Here is a 16,419-nt window from a genome sequence, read left to right on the forward strand (position 1 = left end):
TCGGCCCCTTTTTTTACTTCCCGGCGATAACCACCAGTTTTTGATTCACAAACTCTTTAATGCCTAAATCGGATAGCTCACGACCATAGCCGGAACGCTTCACGCCGCCAAACGGCAATTCAGCTGATGTATCACTCTGCGAATTAATAAACACCATGCCAGTTTCAATGGCAGACGCCAGCTTACGGCCGCGTGAGGTATCGGCAGTGAACACCGCGCCACCCAGACCATAATGTGAGTCGTTGGCCAGCGTCACGGCCTCTTCATCGCTGCTGACAACATACATCTGCGCCACCGGGCCGAAAAACTCTTCGAAGTAAGCCGGATTGTCGCGCGTGATGTCAGTAAGAATTGTCGGCTGGTAATAACAGCCTTCGCCCTGCACAACGCTGCCACCGCTCACCACTTTCGCGCCGTTGGCGACCGCATCGTCAACCTGCTTAGCCAGACGATCGCGCGCATCAGCTGATGAAAGCGGGCCCAGTGTGGTTTTCTCATCCAGCGGATCGCCGATAACGCTTTTCTCAAACGCATCGCGCATCTGGCTGATAAAACGATCGGCAATTTTCTCATGCAGAATAAAGCGTTTTGCTGCGGTACACACCTGCCCGGCATTGCTCAGCCGCGCCTGCACACCCTGTCGCACCGCTTCATCAAGATCGGCATCGTCCAGTACGACAAACACGTCATTGCCACCCAGCTCCAGCGTGGTTTTTTTGAGGTATTTTCCTGCCTGCTGTGCAACGGCGCTGCCTGCGCGTTCCGAACCGGTCAGCGCAGCGCCCTGAACCCGATCGTCAGCAATCAGGTCGGCAATCTGCTCATTGGAGACAAACAGATTGGTCCAGACTCCTTCTGGCGCGCCAACTTCGCGCACCAGCTCTTCAAACAGCGTCGCGCAGTGCGGTACGTTAGCAGCATGCTTAGCCAGCACCGGATTACCGGCAGCAAGGTTTGGCGCCAGCACGCGCATCAGCTGGTAATAAGGGAAGTTCCAGGGTTCAACCGCGACCAGTACGCCAATCGGATGATGTTCAATCCAGGCTTCGCCAAGTTCGGAAGGATAGCTCACCGGCTGCAGAAAACGTTCGGCGTGCTCTGCGTAATAACGGGCGATCTGCGAACAAATTTTCACTTCGCCACGGCTTTGGGCAATCAGCTTGCCCATCTCTTTACTGGCAACCTGTGCCAGTTCTTCCGCGCGGCTGTCGATCAGATCGGCCATTTTCTTCAGCACCTGGAGGCGCGGTTGAATATCGCCTTTGCTCCAGGAAGATTTGAATAATTTATGCGCCGTATCCAGTGCGCTGGCAACGTATTCTTCGTTATGTGATGGCCAGGTTTTAAGCAGCTGATTGGTGGCGGGATTGATGCTTTGATATGAGGACATTCGGTGCTCCCTTGTGAAAAAAATAGCGCGGGCGGCATATGTGGCCGCCCGAAAAGGCATTACACGTTCTTACGTTCAACCGTTTTACCGTCCCAGGTCAGGACGTCTTCTTTAGTTTTATCAAAAGCGCGGAACAGCACTTCATCGTTGCCTTGCTGTTCCCAAATCGCTTCGGCTTTTTTCTCGTCATATTCAGCAACCTCGAAAATCGCTTCGGCAATTTCCGTGGAGGTTTGACGCAGGGTTGCCCATTCGCCCACATGATGTTCTTTAGATTGTTGCGTAGCCATTTTGCTCTCCTGTTAAGTCGTTTCCGTTAGGTGTCCGCCTGAAGGGCGACCTGTTGGCCCGTTTAGCGGGCAATGACGGGTTTCGCGTCAATAATCAGGATTTTTTATCCGCATCGGGCTGTTTGTCGCCAGACTCCGGCGCATTGTTTGGATCATCTTTCGCCGGTTGCGGTGCTGGGGAAGTTGCCATGTCGTCTCTCCTGTAGTGGAAAAATTATATTGCCTGTTCAGTATAGAAGATGTGTCACAGGCTGCTTATTCCAGAGCAAAACGTTATGGCTAAGATGCGCTAAGGTAGGGCGAGGCGGGGCATAATGGGAAAGTCAGCGCTTTGTGACAGGATGTAAATTAAGCCATAGCCGGGAGAGAATAGCAGGCGCAAAAGGCATCGCGCCTGCTGTAATTTTAGCCTTTTTGTACAACCACTTCGGTCATCGCTGGCCTGCGCCAGTTTAGAATGACATTCAACAGAATGGCACCAAAGGTGGCGGTGCCGATGCCGCCGAGGGTAAAATCACCAATACGCAAAGAAAAATCACCGGCACCGAGCACCAGTGTGGTAGCCACCATGATCAGGTTGCTGTTTTGACTAAAATCGATATTGTTTTGTAGCCAGATACGCGCGCCTGCGACCGCAATTAGACCAAAAACCACGATTGATGCGCCACCGATCACCGGGCCGGGAATGGCATGGATCAACGCACCGAACTTAGGCGAAAAGCCCAGCAGCAGCGCAATAATCGCTGCGGCGACAAAAGCCAGCGTGGAGTAAACCCGTGTTACCGCCATGACGCCAATATTTTCGGCATAGGTAGTTACGCCGCTGCCGCCAACGCTGCCAGAAAGCATGGTCGCCAGACCATCACCAACAAATGCCCGACCCATGTAAGGATCGAGGCTGCGCCCGGTCATGCCAGCCACCGCTTTTAAGTGTCCGAGATTTTCAGCAACCAAAATCACCGCCACGGGCGCAATCATCACGATTGCCTCCATGTTAAAGGTGGGCGTCGTCATCGTGGGTAAACCAAGCCAGGGCGCGCTGGCGAGACCGCTGAAATCCACCGGTTTGCCTAAGCCGAGCAGGTTGGTCATCACCGCATAAAGTGCCCAGGCAACAATCAATCCGACCAGAATGAGCAGTCGCTGAACCATGCCGCGGGTAAATACCGCGACCACGCCAATACAGAGCACGGTCATCACCGCCATCCAGCTGTCGAACATGGAGGAGGAGACGCCACGAACGGCGATGGGTGCAAGGTTAAGGCCGATCGCCATCACCACCGCACCGGTAACCACCGGTGGCATCAGGCGCTCTATCCAGCGCGTACCCGCTTTCATCACCACGATGCCGATCAGCGTATAGAGTGCACCGCAGGCGACGATGCCACCCAGCGCCAGGCTCAGGTTGGGATTGATTCCCTGGCCGGTAAAGCCGGTTACGGCAATGACCACGCCAACAAATGCTGCACTGGAGCCGAGATAGCTGGGCACGCGTCCGGCGGTAATCAAAAAGAACAGCAGGGTGCCGATGCCGGACATCAAAATAGACAGGTTAGGATCGAGCCCCATTAACAATGGCATCAGCACGGTGGCACCAAACATCGCCACCGCGTGCTGTAAGCCGAGTATGATCGTTTGACCCGCCGGAAGCGTTTCATCAGGTGCGATAATTCCGCTCTCTGTGACCGCCGATTTTTTACGCCATTGAGGAAACAAGGAATGTGCCATCATCTTCTCCAGAGAAAATACGCAGTGACCGCCAGCGGGCGGATTAACCGGCGTCCTGCCGTATAGCCTGAAAAATCCTGTGTAGGTTTTGCCTCAGCCCGCCTGTGAAAAACGTTGGGGTGCGGTGTCGTTCAGCCAGTTGAGCAGCAGGTTATTGAAATGGTCAGCTTCGGTCACGCTCATGGCATGACCGCCACGCGGCAGGGTGAGCAGGCTGGCATCAGGCAAAGCGGCCTGTAGCGCCACAGAACAGTGCCACGGCACCAGCAGGTCGTCCTGCGAGCAGATCGCCAGCACGGGGTGATCCAGGCGGGCTGCCAGCGGCCTGAAATCAGCCTTCATCAGCGCCTGTAAGCGGCGAAGCAGATTGTCTGTCCCCTGAAAATGCGCCAGATTCAGCGCATCTTCCGCCTCAATGCGTTCAGCGTGTTCAGCCATCCAGTCGGCAGGATAGAGAAACAGTGGCTGGGCACGGACAAACGCCTCCACGCCGACATGGCGCAGCAGATCCTGACGCACCTGAAAGCAGCGCCGGGTATGGGCATGCAGGCTCAGCCAGCCGTTGATCACCACGATACGATTGACACGCTGCGGATAATCCAGCGCCAGCTGCAGGCCAATCAAACCGCCCAGCGCATGGCCCATAATGTCAAAATGGGTAATGCCATGCTCCGCCAGCGCGTTGGCCAGCTCGGCGGCCATATCCGCCAGTTGATAGGTTTCCGGCAGGGTGTCCTGACTCCTGCCGGTGCCACGCTGATCGTATTGCACTACGCGGAACTGTTTTTGTAAAACCGCCAGTTGCGGCAGCCAAAACTGGCCCGAACCGCCCAGTCCGGCCGACAGCACCAGCGTGGGTGCATCGTTATCACGTAAACCTGAGATCTCAACGTACATAGTTACTCCTCGCCGCGACCGATATGCGCGATGCTGGCAATTTCGATCAGGGCATCAGGTTTGACCAGCCCGCACTGAATGCAGTAGCGCGCCGGTTTATCACCGGGGAAAAATTCGGCATACACGCGATTGACCGCGGCGTAGTTGCTCCAGTCGGTCAGGAAGATCGAATTAAAAGTGATGTCGTCCATGGTGCCGCCGGCGGTTTCGACAACGCCTTTGATCAGCTCAAGTACGTGGCGCGTCTGCGCTTCGGCATCACCCACGTGCACCACATTGTTGTCGCGATCAAAAGGCAGCGTGCCTGAAACATACAGCACGCCATCGGCCAGCGTGCCGGGTACAAAGGGGGCCAGCGGCGTGCCGCTGCCGGCAGGAATAACAACGGTTTTTGGCATAGTGATCTCCTCAGGCGCGACGCTGTAGCTGCTGTTCCGGGCGCAATGCCGCACAGAAGGTGGCGACATCCGAAACCCAGCCGAAAAATGTTTCGATATTAAAAAGGGCAGCCTGCTGAGCAAACGTCGGGCCCGCCTGATAAGTTGCGTCCTCCAACACCACGCCGAAATATTCCAGAAAGAAGCCGTCGCGCAGCGTTGATTCCACGCAAACGTTAGTGGCAATGCCGGTGAAAATCAGATGGCGAATACCGCGGCTGCGCAGCATGCTGTCGAGCGGCGTGTTGAAAAATCCGCTGTAGCGCGGTTTCGGCAGCACGATATCACCGGGTTGTGGCACCAGTTCATCGACCAGCTCATAGTCCCAGCCACCTTTGGCCAACAGTTTGCCTTGCAATTCAGGCTTTTTGCGCATGGTCTTCAACGCGTTGGATTTGTGATAATTGGGGGATCCAATATCACCCGCCTCAACATATTCATCATCCCAGCCATTCTGAAACCAGATAATCTGGATGCCGGCCTCGCGGGCAGCGGTCACCGCTACGCTGATTTTTTCAATCACCGGCGCGGTGGCCGAAACATCAAAGCCGGCAAGATCGAGATAGCCGCCAGGGGTGGCATAAGCGTTTTGCATATCAACCACGATCAATGCGGTCTGCTCCGGTGGAAATGCGATCGCCTCCGGGCGAGCGGGCAGGGTAACGCTGGTTGACGAGCTGTTTGCGGTGTGGTGAACAACAGACATTATGCCACCTCCTGTGCAGCATCAACGATGCCGGCACGGCACTGCATCAGCGGCTGAATGCGCTCGCCGAAGGCTTCAATACCCTGCAGGAAATCATCAAAAGTGAGCAGCACGCCTTCAGCGCCTTCAACGCGCGCCACTTCATCCAGCATGCGCGCGACGTTGGCATACGAGCCGACCAGCGTGCCCATATTGATGTTAACCGCCGAGGTAGGATCCGCCATCTGGCGTACGTTGGTATCGCTGCCGGAACGCTTGTCCTGCTGACTTTGGGTAGTTAACCAGGCGAGGGCATCCTCATCCGCACCCGCTTTGTAATGCTCCCATTTTGCCCGTGCGGCCTCATCAGTTTCATCCGCGATGATCATGAACAGCACGTAAGAGCCGACATCGCGACCTGCTTGATCGGCGGCGGCCTTCATGCGCGCGGCGGTACCAGAGAAAGCCGTTGGCGTGTTCACTCCCTTGCCGAAGCAGAAATTGTAATCAGCGTGGGCCGCAGAGAACGCCATACCGGCATCGCTCTGCCCGGCACAAATCACCTTCATCGGTTTTTGTGGCTGTGGGCTGAGGCGACAATCGTTCATGGTGAAAAAGTCCCCTTTAAAATCAGACTGCCCGGTGCCCCACAGATCACGCAGCACGGAAACGTATTCCGTCAGGTAGTCATAACGGCGGCTAAAATAGTCATCGCCAGGCCAGATACTCATCTGCTCATATTCCGGCTTCTGCCAGCCGGTCACCAGGTTGACGCCAAATCGACCGCCGGAGATGGAATCGATCGTTGATGCCATGCGTGCCACAATGGCTGGCGGCAGCGTTAAAGTAGCCGCCGTGGCATAAATTTCGATGCGTGAAGTGACGGCGGCGAGGCCAGCCATCAGGGTAAACGACTCCAGGTTATGGTCCCAGAATTCGGTTTTGCCACCGAAGCCGCGCAGCTTGATCATCGAAAGCGCAAAATCAAAATGATAATGTTCTGCTTTCTGTACGATCGCCTTATTCAGCTCAAAGGTCGGCATATACTGAGGTGCCGTGGTTGAAATCAGCCAGCCGTTGTTACCGATGGGAATAAATACGCCAACTTTCATAGGAGATCCTCTTTTCGCATGGACAATAAGGGAAGTGCTGGGAGTACCTGGTGCATCTGTACCTGATTAAGTCGTTGCAAGCCCTGTGCCATAAAATATAAATTATTTATAATCAGTAGCTTACTTATTAGACAGCGAATTGAAGTTGAGTAACTGGTCCAAAACAGACCATTTGGTAAAATTTGCTGCACAACAAACAGGCGTCGGTGGACAAAATCAGTGCACCGCGGTTTATCAGGACGCATTTCGCCGTTTAGATAAGAAGGGCGGCAAAAAAGGATGAGGTGACAGTGTGAAAAGTACCGAGAAAGTCTCCACGCGCCGTTCGCGTGCGGTTGCGGCAAAGCGCGAGGCGATTCTGGCCGCCGCGCTGGAATTTTTCTCCCAGTTTGGCATTCATGGCACCAGCCTGGACAAGGTGGCAGAACGTGCCGATGTCTCAAAAACTAATCTGCTCTATTACTTCCCCTCGAAAGAGGCGCTTTACGTTGCGGTACTGAAAGAGATCCTTGACGTCTGGCTGGCTCCACTGCGCGCCTTGCATGACGACCAGCAACCGCTGGATGCCATTCGCGACTACATTCGGCTAAAGCTGGAGGTTTCTCGCGATCATCCGCAGGCATCAAAACTCTTCTGTCTCGAGATGCTGCAAGGGGCGCCGCTGCTTAAAGGCGAGTTGGCGGGTTCACTTAAGGCACTGGTGGATGAAAAAGCGGGTGTTGTGGAGCGTTGGATCAATGAAGGGAAGCTGGCGGCCGTGAAGCCGCATCACCTAATTTTTATGCTGTGGGCGACCACGCAGCACTATGCCGACTTTGCCACTCAGGTTGAGGCGATTACCGGCCAGACGCTCAGCGACAGCGCTTTCTTCAACGAGGCGGTGGATAACATTCAGCGCATGATCATCGAAGGTATCCGCATTCGCGGAGCATAAGCAGAGGGAACATCATGGATTCTGTGTCGCAGTTCGTGCTGGGTGCCTCGGTGGTCATGGCGGTGCGAGGGCGCCGCTCGCCGCTCTGGCAGTCGGCCCTGTGCGGGGGACTAATCGCCACCTTGCCTGATTTGGACGTGTTTATCGATCATGGCGATGCGATCAGCAATATGACGCTGCACCGTACCGAGAGTCACTCGCTGTTCTGGCTGACGCTGATATCACCGCTGCTCGGCTGGCTTATTGCCCGTGTTGTCAGGCAAAAAGCCGCATGGCAAAGCTGGTGGCTGGCAGTCTGGCTGGCATTAATTACTCATCCGTTGCTCGATCTAATGACGGTTTACGGCACCCAACTGGCCATTCCGTTTAGCCATTTCCCCTGGGCGGTCGGCAGCGTCTATATCGTTGATCCGCTTTACACCTTGCCGCTGATGATCGGTCTGGTGATAGCGCTGTGGCGACAGCGCACCGGCTGGAACCAGCTGGGATTGCTGCTTAGCACGCTGTATCTCGCCTGGAGCGTAGTAGCGCAAGGCATCGCTGGCCATCAGGTGAACCGTGAACTGGCAAATCAGCAGATTGATCACCAGCAGGTACTGGTGACGCCGACGCCATTTAATACCCTGGTCTGGCGGGTGGTGATCATGACGCCGGAACGCTATGGAGAAGCCTGGGTGTCACTGTTATCACCACAGCGGCCGTTGCAGGTTCACTGGCATAGTCGCCACGCTGAACTCTACCGGCCATTGCAGGAGGACCGATGGGTTAAGCGGGTTGCCTGGTTCAGCCACGGATTTTTCGCCATGCAGCAGCGGCAGGACGGTGCGCTCACCATCAGCGATCTGCGAATGGGCGAAAATGAGCGCTACATCTTCACTTTCAATCTGGGCAGCGCCACCGCGCGAAATCCCCATCCTTCTCGCGAGCCCTCGTCACGCGACTCGCTGGCCACCAGTTTCCAACAGCTGTGGCAACGGCTATAAAAAAAGCCGGCAGCGATGCCGGCTTTTTTCTTCTCGGGTGATGTGTTTATGCCGTTTTACGACGACGCAGCCACCAGCCGACCGCCAGCAGGATAAACCACAACGGCGTGACCATCAGCGCCTTGCGGGTATCCTCTTCCAGCGACAGCAGCACCAGTACAAAGACAAAGAACGCCATCACTACCCAGCACATGACTGGGCCGAGCGGCAGGCGAAAGGTCGATTTAGCCACCTGTTCCGGACGCTTCTTGCGCCAGGCCAGCCATGAACAGAGGATAATGGTCCATACAAACATAAACAGAATGGCCGATACGGTAGTGACCAGCGTAAACACTGTCATTACATTGGGGATCAGGTAGATCAACGCCACACCGCCAAGCAGGCACAGGCAGGAGAAAAACAGGCCGGTGGTTGGCACCGCGCGGCGAGAAAGACGCGCAAATCCGCGGTGCGCAACGCCTTGCTCTGCCAGGCCATACAGCATGCGACTGGTAGAGAAGATGCCGCTGTTAGCAGATGAAGCCGCCGAGGTCAGCACCACAAAGTTTACCAGGCTGGCCGCTGCAGGCAGGCCAATCAATACAAACATCTCCACAAACGGGCTGCGGCTCGGCACCACCTGATCCCAGGGGGTGACCGCCATAATTACCATCAATGCCAGCACATAAAACATAATGATACGCAGCGGAATCGAATTAATGGCGCGCGGCAACACTTTCTCAGGATTGTGCGTTTCTGCCGCGGCGGTGCCCACCAGTTCAATACCAACAAAAGCAAACACAGCAATTTGAAAGCCAGCAAAAAAGCCGCTCAGGCCTTTGGGGAACATGCCGCCATGATTCCAGATGTTGGACAAGGCCGCCGTACCGCCGCCGGGTGCCGGATAATGCATCGTCACCAGCACGATGCCGGTCACGATCAGCGCAATAATCGCCACGATTTTGATAATGGCAAACCAGAATTCAAGCTCACCAAACAGTTTTACGGTGGCGATATTCAGGCTGAGAAACACCACAATACAGAGCAGGGCGCTCATCCATATCGAAAATCCTGGAAACCAGAGTTGAAAGTAGGCGCTGATCGCCACCACGTCGGCAATGCCGGTAACGACCCAACAGAACCAGTAGGTCCAGCCGGTGAAATAGCCTGCCCAGGGGCCGAGCAGATCAGCAGCAAAATCGCTGAAAGATTTATATTCCAGATTCGCCAGCAGCAGTTCGCCCATTGCCCGCATCACGAAAAACAGCATAAAACCGATGATCATATAAACGAAGATAATCGACGGCCCGGCGAGGCTGATGGTTTTACCTGAACCCATAAATAAGCCGGTACCAATGGCACCACCAATGGCGATGAGCTGAATATGTCGGTTATGCAGATTGCGCCGAAGTTTTTCCGGTGGCTCCGTCTGCAGGGGTAGGTCTTTAGAACGATCAACCATAGTTGCTTATCCTGTTTTGATGGTGTGTCAGCTCTGCTGGCTGTTAATTTACGATCTTACCGGAAGGCAAGTGGGGCATAAGATAAGGTATTAAGGCATTGCGTTGGTAATAGTTTTTCAGCTTTGCGCGCCTTATCACCGTCACGTGCCTGGGCTGACCCGAATAAAGAAGATTATCTCGACAGATTGCACAGATTCCCTCCAGCTGTCGGTAAATTTGCGTATTTCTGCACTGGCCCGCGCCGCCTGACACTACACTTATTCTCTTTATTCAGGGGCGATGATGTGAAAGGTTTGATTGTGACAGGGCTGTTTATTCTGCTGGCTTATGTCAGCTGGCCGTGGCTGGCTCGGCATATTCCGCCTGCGTTGAATCCCTTTGCACCCTTGTCGGTCACCGATCCGCCCGGCATGATTAGCCGCTTCAAAATGAAGCAGTTGGTGACCGATCCTGCTGCCTGCCTGGACGTCCTGCAGCGCGCAGCAAGCGCGGGCTATATTCGTTTTACCCAACCCGCGCCAGTGCAGGGCAAATGCCCTTTGCCGAACCCGGTTCGCATTCAGCAGTTTGGTGATGTCCGGTTGAGTAGCAGTTTTCTGGCGACCTGTCCGCTGGCGGTAGCCAGTACCCGCTTCGTGTTGCAGGCGAACGCGCTGGCAGCACAGAGCGAGCTCCATTCTCCTCTTGCGCACATCGATCATGTCGGCAGTTACGCCTGTCGCAATATCTATCATCGCAGCGAAGGTCGTCTTAGTGAACATGCCACTGCCGATGCGTGGGACGTGACTGCTTTCCGGCTCAAAAACGGCCAGCAGCTTAGCATTATCAAAAATTGGCAGCAGCCACCTGCTCATGCAGCATTACTTAAACTGCTGTTTACCAGCAGCTGTGATTACTTCGGTAATTCCCTTGGCCCGGAGTATAACGCAGCGCACGCCAGCCATTTTCATCTCGGTATGCGCGGGTTTGGCCTGTGTCGTTGAGCATTTTGCGCTCGGACACAAAGGGCAGACAGAAAAAAGGGCGGCAATGTTAAGGAATTATTACTATAAGTCTTCCCAATCCTGGCAGCAGTGTTTATCGAGCATGATGATAAAAAGTGAAGACACGGTTTAATTGACGAATTAATTAACCACCAAAGATGAAGAGGCCATAATTTTACAAAAGTTAATTTTAGTCGCGTAATTACTTTCAATGCATTTTACGCAACGCACACCAACATATCTGCCAAAGATATTCACTTAATAGTCGTTATGTTAACCGACAGCCAATAAGCCTGTGCGCCACGCGTTGCCTGCGCTGGTACTAAAAAACGGCGGCCACTCTGTTATGAAATTGCTGAAAGCAACGTAATAATAATGCAGCCGTATTAGAGACATTAAAGAGTCGACGAGCTTATAAACGGTCTCTTTATCCACGACTCATTGAAAAAAAGTAAGTAAAATCCTATTCTCTGTTATAAGGCTAACAGGCAAAGAGGAATCCACTTAAATTGTGGGTGCTAACAGCCAATTTTTTTGATGGTATGTTATTGCGTCCCGCTGCAAATTCGGCGTCGCCATTGATAATATGTTTGTACAGGTCACGCCAAATAATAATCACTATAAATTTCTGATGTAGCACAACACGTTTTTAAGGGAAAGGTTTGAGCGTTAAAGCCACCAGTGAGATGACATTCGATTCTTATTTTGCCTGGCGAAATGAGGTCAGTATGCTTTTTGAACGTGCTACTCGAAGTAGCCAGATAAATAAAATTTTGCAAGCGCAGACGGAGCGTCTTGAACATGACGCTTTTTCACTGCTCATAAAGCATCCTGTGCCTTTTACGCGGCCAAAAACTTTTTTATTCAGCACCTATCCAACCCGCTGGGTAAAACGTTATATGGAGAAAAACTACCTGACCGCCGATCCTGTGGTAAAGCGCTGTGCTGTACCGGGCGTGCTTTTCGCCTGGAGCGATGCCAGTGGTGAAGATGAGAAAACCTTCTGGCAGGATGCACAGGATCATGGTTTAAAATCAGGATTTTCCTGTTCATTTATGGCAGCAAACCGGGCCGCTGGTATATTATCTATATCATCACGATCATCACGCAAGACGATAAAAAAAAGCATGGTGATACGTGAAGTCGAACTCAAACTATTACTGCTGGCCGAGTTGAGTCTGGCGACGCTGGTCAGGTTAAAAGATGAGTCGATGAGAATCTTTGAAAACGATTTCAGCCAGCGCGAACTGGAAATTCTTAAGTGGACCGCCGAAGGTAAGACCTCAGTGGAAATCGCGCTGATTCTCGCCATTTCAGAGCATACGGTTAATTTTCACCAGAAAAATATGCAAAAGCGCTTTAATGCGTCTAACAAAACGCAGATAGCGTGTTACGCCGCCGCGATCGGTTTGATTTAGCCTGCGGCAACTACCATTTTTAGTAGTTTCGTCAACGTAAGCGGTTGTCTACCCTTCGGCCAGGATGACAGTTGACCCGTGCTGGTTATCAGCCTAACGAGGGAATGCAACAGGGGAACACAATGAAAATAATTCAAACCCAGCTCAAGGATATGCCGTCATCACTGTTGGCAGAATTAGGCAGCTACCGATACGACGTTTTTGCACGTGGGGAAGGGTGGTCAATCCCGCCGCGTTTGAGTACACCCGGCCAGGAGTACGATCGCTTTGATCGCTCTGATGTGACCTGGCTGCTGGCCTGGACGGCACAATACGGTATCTGTGGCTGCATGCGTCTGATTCCGTGGCATCCATCAGAATTGCCTGAAGGCACCGCTTCGCCTTTTCCTGACGGTGAAGTCTGGGAAATGTCACGCTTCTCCGCCCGTCTTGATGTCGACGCTGAATTGCCACTGCTTCTATTGTGGCATGCGGTGCAGCTGGCAGAACTGTCAGGCATCCAGTGCTTAATCAGCGCCACTACGCCGATGCTGGAAAAGATGTTTGAAGCCCACGGCGTAGTTTATGAACCTCTTACGCCGGGCATTATTCAATCAGAAGACAATTTGTTTGCAGTGAAAATTGCCATCGAACAACCCGCGTTGGCTGAAAAATACCGGGGTTCACGACGTTATAATCCTGAAGAAGTGCTGCCGACCTTTGGTGTGTCAGTAAACTGGCAGGTGCGTGGGCGCTAACGTCGCGGACAACCCGCATGTAGCGGTGCGGGGAGGAGGAGTGTCGTTAGTGTTAAAAGCCATCGGCAATGGGTTCGATCGGGTTTTTACGCAATGAAAAGCCGTGTTGAAAACGCGTTATCAACACGGCAAATTCAGGGCCAGACTTATCTACAGCAAGCATTAAGGTGCCATGGGACGCAGCGTGCTGCCGGATTCGTCACTGGCGGTAGGCACCTTTAATCTGTTTGATGGTGTTGCTGAACACCTGCGCCTGCGGCTGATCGCCCAGTTCTGCAATATACCGTTCCATGTTAATGATTACCTTACCCGCGTCGGCCTGACCCATTCCTTTCAGCATCAGCGTTACCATCGCCTTTAAACAGGCGACTTCATCAGCCAGCTCGCGTGTCTCTTGCGATGTCGTAAAATCTGTAACGTGCATAACTTCTCCCGTGGGCGGTAAACCCGATTGTTGTGGCATATGAGCAATAAAGGATAAACAGTTTGAATGAGACTATTATCTCATTCAAGGGCTGCGCGTGTTAATTTGCGCTGAATTTGTCACGCCATGCAGTGGCTTTTTCTTCGCTATTCAGGGTGTTATTTATCATAGCTTTTACTGAAGAAACGCGTGGATTATCTTATTTCAATGCGTGACTCAAATATAATTTCCTTAGCCAAAACAACCAGGAAATGGCTCATTTGCCAACATTTTCATCGTTCAGCGGCGATGCTCTCAATTTCACCCTTTTATAAATATGCACTATTCATTTTCTGCTAGAGTTAGCGTCACAAAATGCATTTTATAAGCCATACAAAAAGAGTAATATATTGACTCCTTTTTTATTGCCTTCTTTTCACAGCATGCGGAGTAATTCTCTTTGATCAGCATCCTTTTGGTTGATGACCACGAACTGGTACGCGCAGGGATACGCCGCATACTGGACGACGTTAAAGGCATGATGGTCGCCGGCGAAGCGTGCTGTGGTGAAGACGCGGTAAAATGGTGTCGCAGCCATGCGGTTGATGTGGTGCTGATGGACATGAATATGCCCGGCATCGGCGGTCTGGAGGCGACACGTAAAATCGTGCGCTATAATCCTGACTGCAAAATCATCATGTTAACCATCTACACTGAAAACCCGCTGCCGGCCAAGGTGATGCAGGCTGGCGCATCGGGCTATCTGAGCAAAGGCGCCGCGCCGCAGGAAGTGATCAACGCGATACGTTCGGTGCACTCTGGTCAACGCTATATCGCCTCAGATATCGCTCAGCAGATGGCGCTCAGTCAGATCGAACCGCAACGGGCGGAATCGCCGTTCAGCTGTTTGTCGGAACGGGAATTGCAGATTATGCTGATGATTACCAAAGGGCAGAAGGTGACCGAGATTTCGGAGCAGCTCAATTTGAGTCCTAAAACCGTTAACAGCTATCGTTATCGTATGTTCAGCAAGCTGAACATCAGCGGTGACGTAGAGTTAACGCATCTGGCCATTCGACATGGCCTGTTTAATGCGGAGCCGATGATCAGTAGTGAATGAAGTTTTTGATGCCAAATCTTTTCTGCAAACCGTTACCAGCCAGCCCGGCGTTTATCGCATGTACGATGCTGGTGGAACGGTCATTTATGTGGGCAAAGCCAAAGATTTAAAAAAGCGCCTGACCAGCTACTTCCGCGCGAATCTGGCCAGCCGTAAAACGGAAGCTTTGGTTGCTAACATCCATCAAATTGACGTCACCGTAACGCACACCGAGACGGAAGCGCTGCTGCTTGAACATAACTACATCAAGCTCTATCAGCCACGTTACAACGTACTGCTGCGCGACGATAAATCATATCCTTACATTTTTCTCAGTGCCGATCCGCATCCGCGGCTGGCGTCGCACCGTGGTGCCAAACATGCCAAAGGTGAATATTTTGGGCCGTTTCCCAACGGCTATGCGGTGCGGGAAACGCTGGCGCTGCTGCAAAAGGTTTTTCCGGTTCGCCAGTGTGAAAACAACGTCTATCGCAACCGCACGCGGCCTTGCCTGCAGTACCAGATTGGGCGCTGTCTGGGGCCTTGCGTAGCGGGTTTGGTCAGCGAAGAAGAGTACGCACAGCAGATCAACTATGTGCGGCTGTTTCTGGCCGGAAAAGACGATCAGGTGCTGAACCAGCTGGTTTCACGCATGGAGGTCGCCAGTCAGGCGATGAAGTTCGAAGAGGCGGCACGACTGCGCGATCAGATTCAGGCCGTGCGCCGCATCACCGAGAAGCAGTTTGTCTCCAACCAGGGGGACGATCTGGACGTCATCGGCGTAGCGTTTGAATCCGGGCTGGCCTGTTTGCATGTGCTGTTTATTCGACAGGGTAAAGTGCTGGGTAGCCGGAGCTACTATCCCAAAGTGCCAGGCGGTACCGATCTGGCCGAAGTGGTACAAACCTTTGTCGGCCAGTTTTATCTGCAGGGCAGTGAAGCGCGCACGTTGCCAGGCGAGATTTTACTCGACTTCCTGTTGCCGGAACGTGAGCTGCTGGCCGACTCGCTGAGCGAGCTGGCCGGGCGGCGCATTCAGATTCAAAGCAAGCCACGCGGCGATCGCGCCCGTTATCTCAAGCTGGCGCGCACCAACGCGGCCACCGCGTTGACCAGCCGCCTGTCGCAGCAGTCAACCATTCATCAGCGAATGATTGCGCTGAAAGAGGCGCTGGATCTCGATGAGATTAACCGCATGGAGTGTTTTGATATCAGCCACACCATGGGTGAGCAGACTGTTGCGTCCTGCGTGGTGTTTGATGCTAATGGTCCGGTGCGCTCGGAATATCGTCGCTATAACATCACCGGCATTACGCCAGGCGATGATTATGCCGCGATGAATCAGGTGTTGCGTCGCCGTTACGGCAAGGCGTTGGAGGAGAATAAAATCCCCGATCTGATTCTGATTGACGGCGGTAAAGGCCAACTGGCGCAGGCAAAAAACGTTTTCGCCGAACTGGATGTGCCCTGGGATAAAGATCGCCCGCTGCTGTTAGGCGTGGCGAAGGGCGCCGATCGTAAAGCGGGTCTGGAGACGCTGTTTTTTGAGCCGGAAGGCGAGGGCTTTTCACTGCCGTCTGATTCACCCGCGCTGCATCTGATCCAGCATATTCGTGACGACTCTCACAATCACGCAATTGCCGGTCACCGGAAAAAACGGGCCAAGGTTAAAAACACCAGCGCACTGGAATCGATCGAAGGCATCGGCCCGAAACGGCGTCAGCAGCTGCTGAAATACATGGGTGGCCTGCAGCCGCTGATGAACGCCAGTGTAGAGGAGATTGCCAACGTGCCGGGGATTTCGCACGGTTTGGCTGAAAAAATCTACTACTCGCTCAAACACTAGCATTGAAACAGCGCAGGCAATGTAGGAACATACGG

The 16,419-nt window shown here is 53.2% G+C and carries 16 protein-coding genes; 7 read left to right on the forward strand and 9 right to left on the reverse strand.

What is annotated here, in order from left to right; all coding sequences use genetic code 11:
• Positions 1-13: 13 nt before the first annotated feature.
• The 7 genes from ACJY2L_RS03495 to rutA all read right to left on the reverse strand — a co-directional run bounded on the left by ACJY2L_RS03495 (position 14) and on the right by rutA (position 6,539).
• A complete protein-coding gene (locus tag ACJY2L_RS03495; protein ID WP_439212939.1) occupies positions 14-1,390 on the reverse strand; it encodes an NAD-dependent succinate-semialdehyde dehydrogenase in 1,377 nt (458 codons plus the stop codon).
• A gap of 59 nt (positions 1,391-1,449) precedes the next feature.
• A complete protein-coding gene (locus ACJY2L_RS03500) occupies positions 1,450-1,680 on the reverse strand; it encodes a YccJ family protein (protein WP_067429364.1) in 231 nt (76 codons plus the stop codon).
• A 405-nt stretch (positions 1,681-2,085) separates the two neighbouring features.
• Positions 2,086-3,408 carry a pyrimidine utilization transport protein G gene (gene rutG / locus ACJY2L_RS03505; protein WP_439213102.1) on the reverse strand — a complete coding sequence of 441 codons (1,323 nt, stop codon included), beginning with the start codon at positions 3,406-3,408 and terminating at the stop codon, positions 2,086-2,088.
• Positions 3,409-3,501: 93 nt separating this feature from the next.
• The gene (gene rutD, locus ACJY2L_RS03510) at positions 3,502-4,305 is read right to left on the reverse strand and encodes a pyrimidine utilization protein D (protein WP_439212940.1); all 804 of its coding nucleotides are present in this window, start codon (positions 4,303-4,305) and stop codon (positions 3,502-3,504) included.
• A 2-nt stretch (positions 4,306-4,307) separates the two neighbouring features.
• Positions 4,308-4,703: a pyrimidine utilization protein C gene (gene rutC, locus ACJY2L_RS03515; protein ID WP_187486354.1), complete on the reverse strand. Its 396-nt coding sequence runs from the start codon at positions 4,701-4,703 to the stop codon at positions 4,308-4,310.
• 10 nt (positions 4,704-4,713) lie between these two features.
• Positions 4,714-5,448 (reverse strand): pyrimidine utilization protein B, encoded by a 735-nt coding sequence (gene rutB, locus ACJY2L_RS03520; protein ID WP_439212941.1) that lies wholly within the window; start codon positions 5,446-5,448, stop codon positions 4,714-4,716.
• A complete protein-coding gene (gene rutA, locus ACJY2L_RS03525) occupies positions 5,448-6,539 on the reverse strand; it encodes a pyrimidine utilization protein A (protein WP_439212942.1) in 1,092 nt (363 codons plus the stop codon). The genes rutB and rutA overlap by 1 nt, the downstream gene beginning before the upstream one ends.
• 292 nt (positions 6,540-6,831) lie before the next feature.
• On the opposite strand from rutA, the gene rutR reads away from it, so the two are divergent.
• Positions 6,832-7,473, forward strand: coding sequence for an HTH-type transcriptional regulator RutR (rutR, locus tag ACJY2L_RS03530; protein ID WP_067429380.1), 642 nt, complete (start codon positions 6,832-6,834; stop codon positions 7,471-7,473).
• Positions 7,474-7,487: 14 nt separating this feature from the next.
• Complete coding sequence (locus ACJY2L_RS03535) at positions 7,488-8,456, forward strand: metal-dependent hydrolase (protein WP_439212943.1); 969 nt, start codon at positions 7,488-7,490, stop codon at positions 8,454-8,456.
• A 46-nt stretch (positions 8,457-8,502) separates the two neighbouring features.
• Here the strand turns inward: ACJY2L_RS03535 and cycA are convergent, their stop codons facing one another.
• Positions 8,503-9,897 carry a D-serine/D-alanine/glycine transporter gene (cycA, locus tag ACJY2L_RS03540; RefSeq protein WP_439212944.1) on the reverse strand — a complete coding sequence of 465 codons (1,395 nt, stop codon included), beginning with the start codon at positions 9,895-9,897 and terminating at the stop codon, positions 8,503-8,505.
• Positions 9,898-10,182: 285 nt separating this feature from the next.
• Here cycA and ACJY2L_RS03545 point away from each other — a divergent pair, with 285 nt between their 5' ends.
• The 3 genes from ACJY2L_RS03545 to ACJY2L_RS03555 all read left to right on the forward strand — a co-directional run bounded on the left by ACJY2L_RS03545 (position 10,183) and on the right by ACJY2L_RS03555 (position 13,036).
• Positions 10,183-10,881 carry an extensin-like domain-containing protein gene (locus tag ACJY2L_RS03545; protein WP_439212945.1) on the forward strand — a complete coding sequence of 233 codons (699 nt, stop codon included), beginning with the start codon at positions 10,183-10,185 and terminating at the stop codon, positions 10,879-10,881.
• A 686-nt stretch (positions 10,882-11,567) separates the two neighbouring features.
• Complete coding sequence (gene sdiA, locus ACJY2L_RS03550; RefSeq protein WP_439213103.1) at positions 11,568-12,299, forward strand: transcriptional regulator SdiA; 732 nt, start codon at positions 11,568-11,570, stop codon at positions 12,297-12,299.
• A gap of 122 nt (positions 12,300-12,421) precedes the next feature.
• Positions 12,422-13,036 carry an acyl-homoserine-lactone synthase gene (locus ACJY2L_RS03555; protein WP_067429391.1) on the forward strand — a complete coding sequence of 205 codons (615 nt, stop codon included), beginning with the start codon at positions 12,422-12,424 and terminating at the stop codon, positions 13,034-13,036.
• Positions 13,037-13,235: 199 nt separating this feature from the next.
• Here ACJY2L_RS03555 and ACJY2L_RS03560 read toward each other — a convergent pair whose 3' ends face one another.
• A complete protein-coding gene (locus tag ACJY2L_RS03560) occupies positions 13,236-13,460 on the reverse strand; it encodes a DUF2594 family protein (protein WP_067429394.1) in 225 nt (74 codons plus the stop codon).
• A gap of 439 nt (positions 13,461-13,899) precedes the next feature.
• On the opposite strand from ACJY2L_RS03560, the gene uvrY reads away from it, so the two are divergent.
• Together uvrY and uvrC are read left to right on the forward strand one after the other, a co-directional pair.
• Positions 13,900-14,559 (forward strand): UvrY/SirA/GacA family response regulator transcription factor, encoded by a 660-nt coding sequence (gene uvrY / locus ACJY2L_RS03565; RefSeq protein ID WP_067429397.1) that lies wholly within the window; start codon positions 13,900-13,902, stop codon positions 14,557-14,559.
• Complete coding sequence (uvrC, locus tag ACJY2L_RS03570) at positions 14,552-16,384, forward strand: excinuclease ABC subunit UvrC (protein ID WP_067429399.1); 1,833 nt, start codon at positions 14,552-14,554, stop codon at positions 16,382-16,384. Before uvrY ends, uvrC begins: the two co-directional genes overlap by 8 nt.
• Positions 16,385-16,419 lie beyond the last annotated feature (35 nt).

It is taken from the genome of Duffyella sp. Ts4 (assembly GCF_051851875.1).
GTDB classification, from domain to species: Bacteria; Pseudomonadota; Gammaproteobacteria; order Enterobacterales; family Enterobacteriaceae; genus Duffyella; species Duffyella gerundensis.

Coding starts and splice junctions, on each gene's coding strand:
- cycA (WP_439212944.1), bottom strand. CDS start 9,897: ATGGTTGATCGTTCTAAAGACCTACCCCTGCAGACGGAGCCACCGGAA.
- ACJY2L_RS03495 (WP_439212939.1), bottom strand. CDS start 1,390: ATGTCCTCATATCAAAGCATCAATCCCGCCACCAATCAGCTGCTTAAA.
- rutC (WP_187486354.1), bottom strand. CDS start 4,703: ATGCCAAAAACCGTTGTTATTCCTGCCGGCAGCGGCACGCCGCTGGCC.
- ACJY2L_RS03535 (WP_439212943.1), top strand. CDS start 7,488: ATGGATTCTGTGTCGCAGTTCGTGCTGGGTGCCTCGGTGGTCATGGCG.
- rutA (WP_439212942.1), bottom strand. CDS start 6,539: ATGAAAGTTGGCGTATTTATTCCCATCGGTAACAACGGCTGGCTGATT.
- ACJY2L_RS03500 (WP_067429364.1), bottom strand. CDS start 1,680: ATGGCTACGCAACAATCTAAAGAACATCATGTGGGCGAATGGGCAACC.
- sdiA (WP_439213103.1), top strand. CDS start 11,568: ATGACATTCGATTCTTATTTTGCCTGGCGAAATGAGGTCAGTATGCTT.
- rutB (WP_439212941.1), bottom strand. CDS start 5,448: ATGTCTGTTGTTCACCACACCGCAAACAGCTCGTCAACCAGCGTTACC.
- rutG (WP_439213102.1), bottom strand. CDS start 3,408: ATGGCACATTCCTTGTTTCCTCAATGGCGTAAAAAATCGGCGGTCACA.
- rutD (WP_439212940.1), bottom strand. CDS start 4,305: ATGTACGTTGAGATCTCAGGTTTACGTGATAACGATGCACCCACGCTG.
- ACJY2L_RS03555 (WP_067429391.1), top strand. CDS start 12,422: ATGAAAATAATTCAAACCCAGCTCAAGGATATGCCGTCATCACTGTTG.
- ACJY2L_RS03560 (WP_067429394.1), bottom strand. CDS start 13,460: ATGCACGTTACAGATTTTACGACATCGCAAGAGACACGCGAGCTGGCT.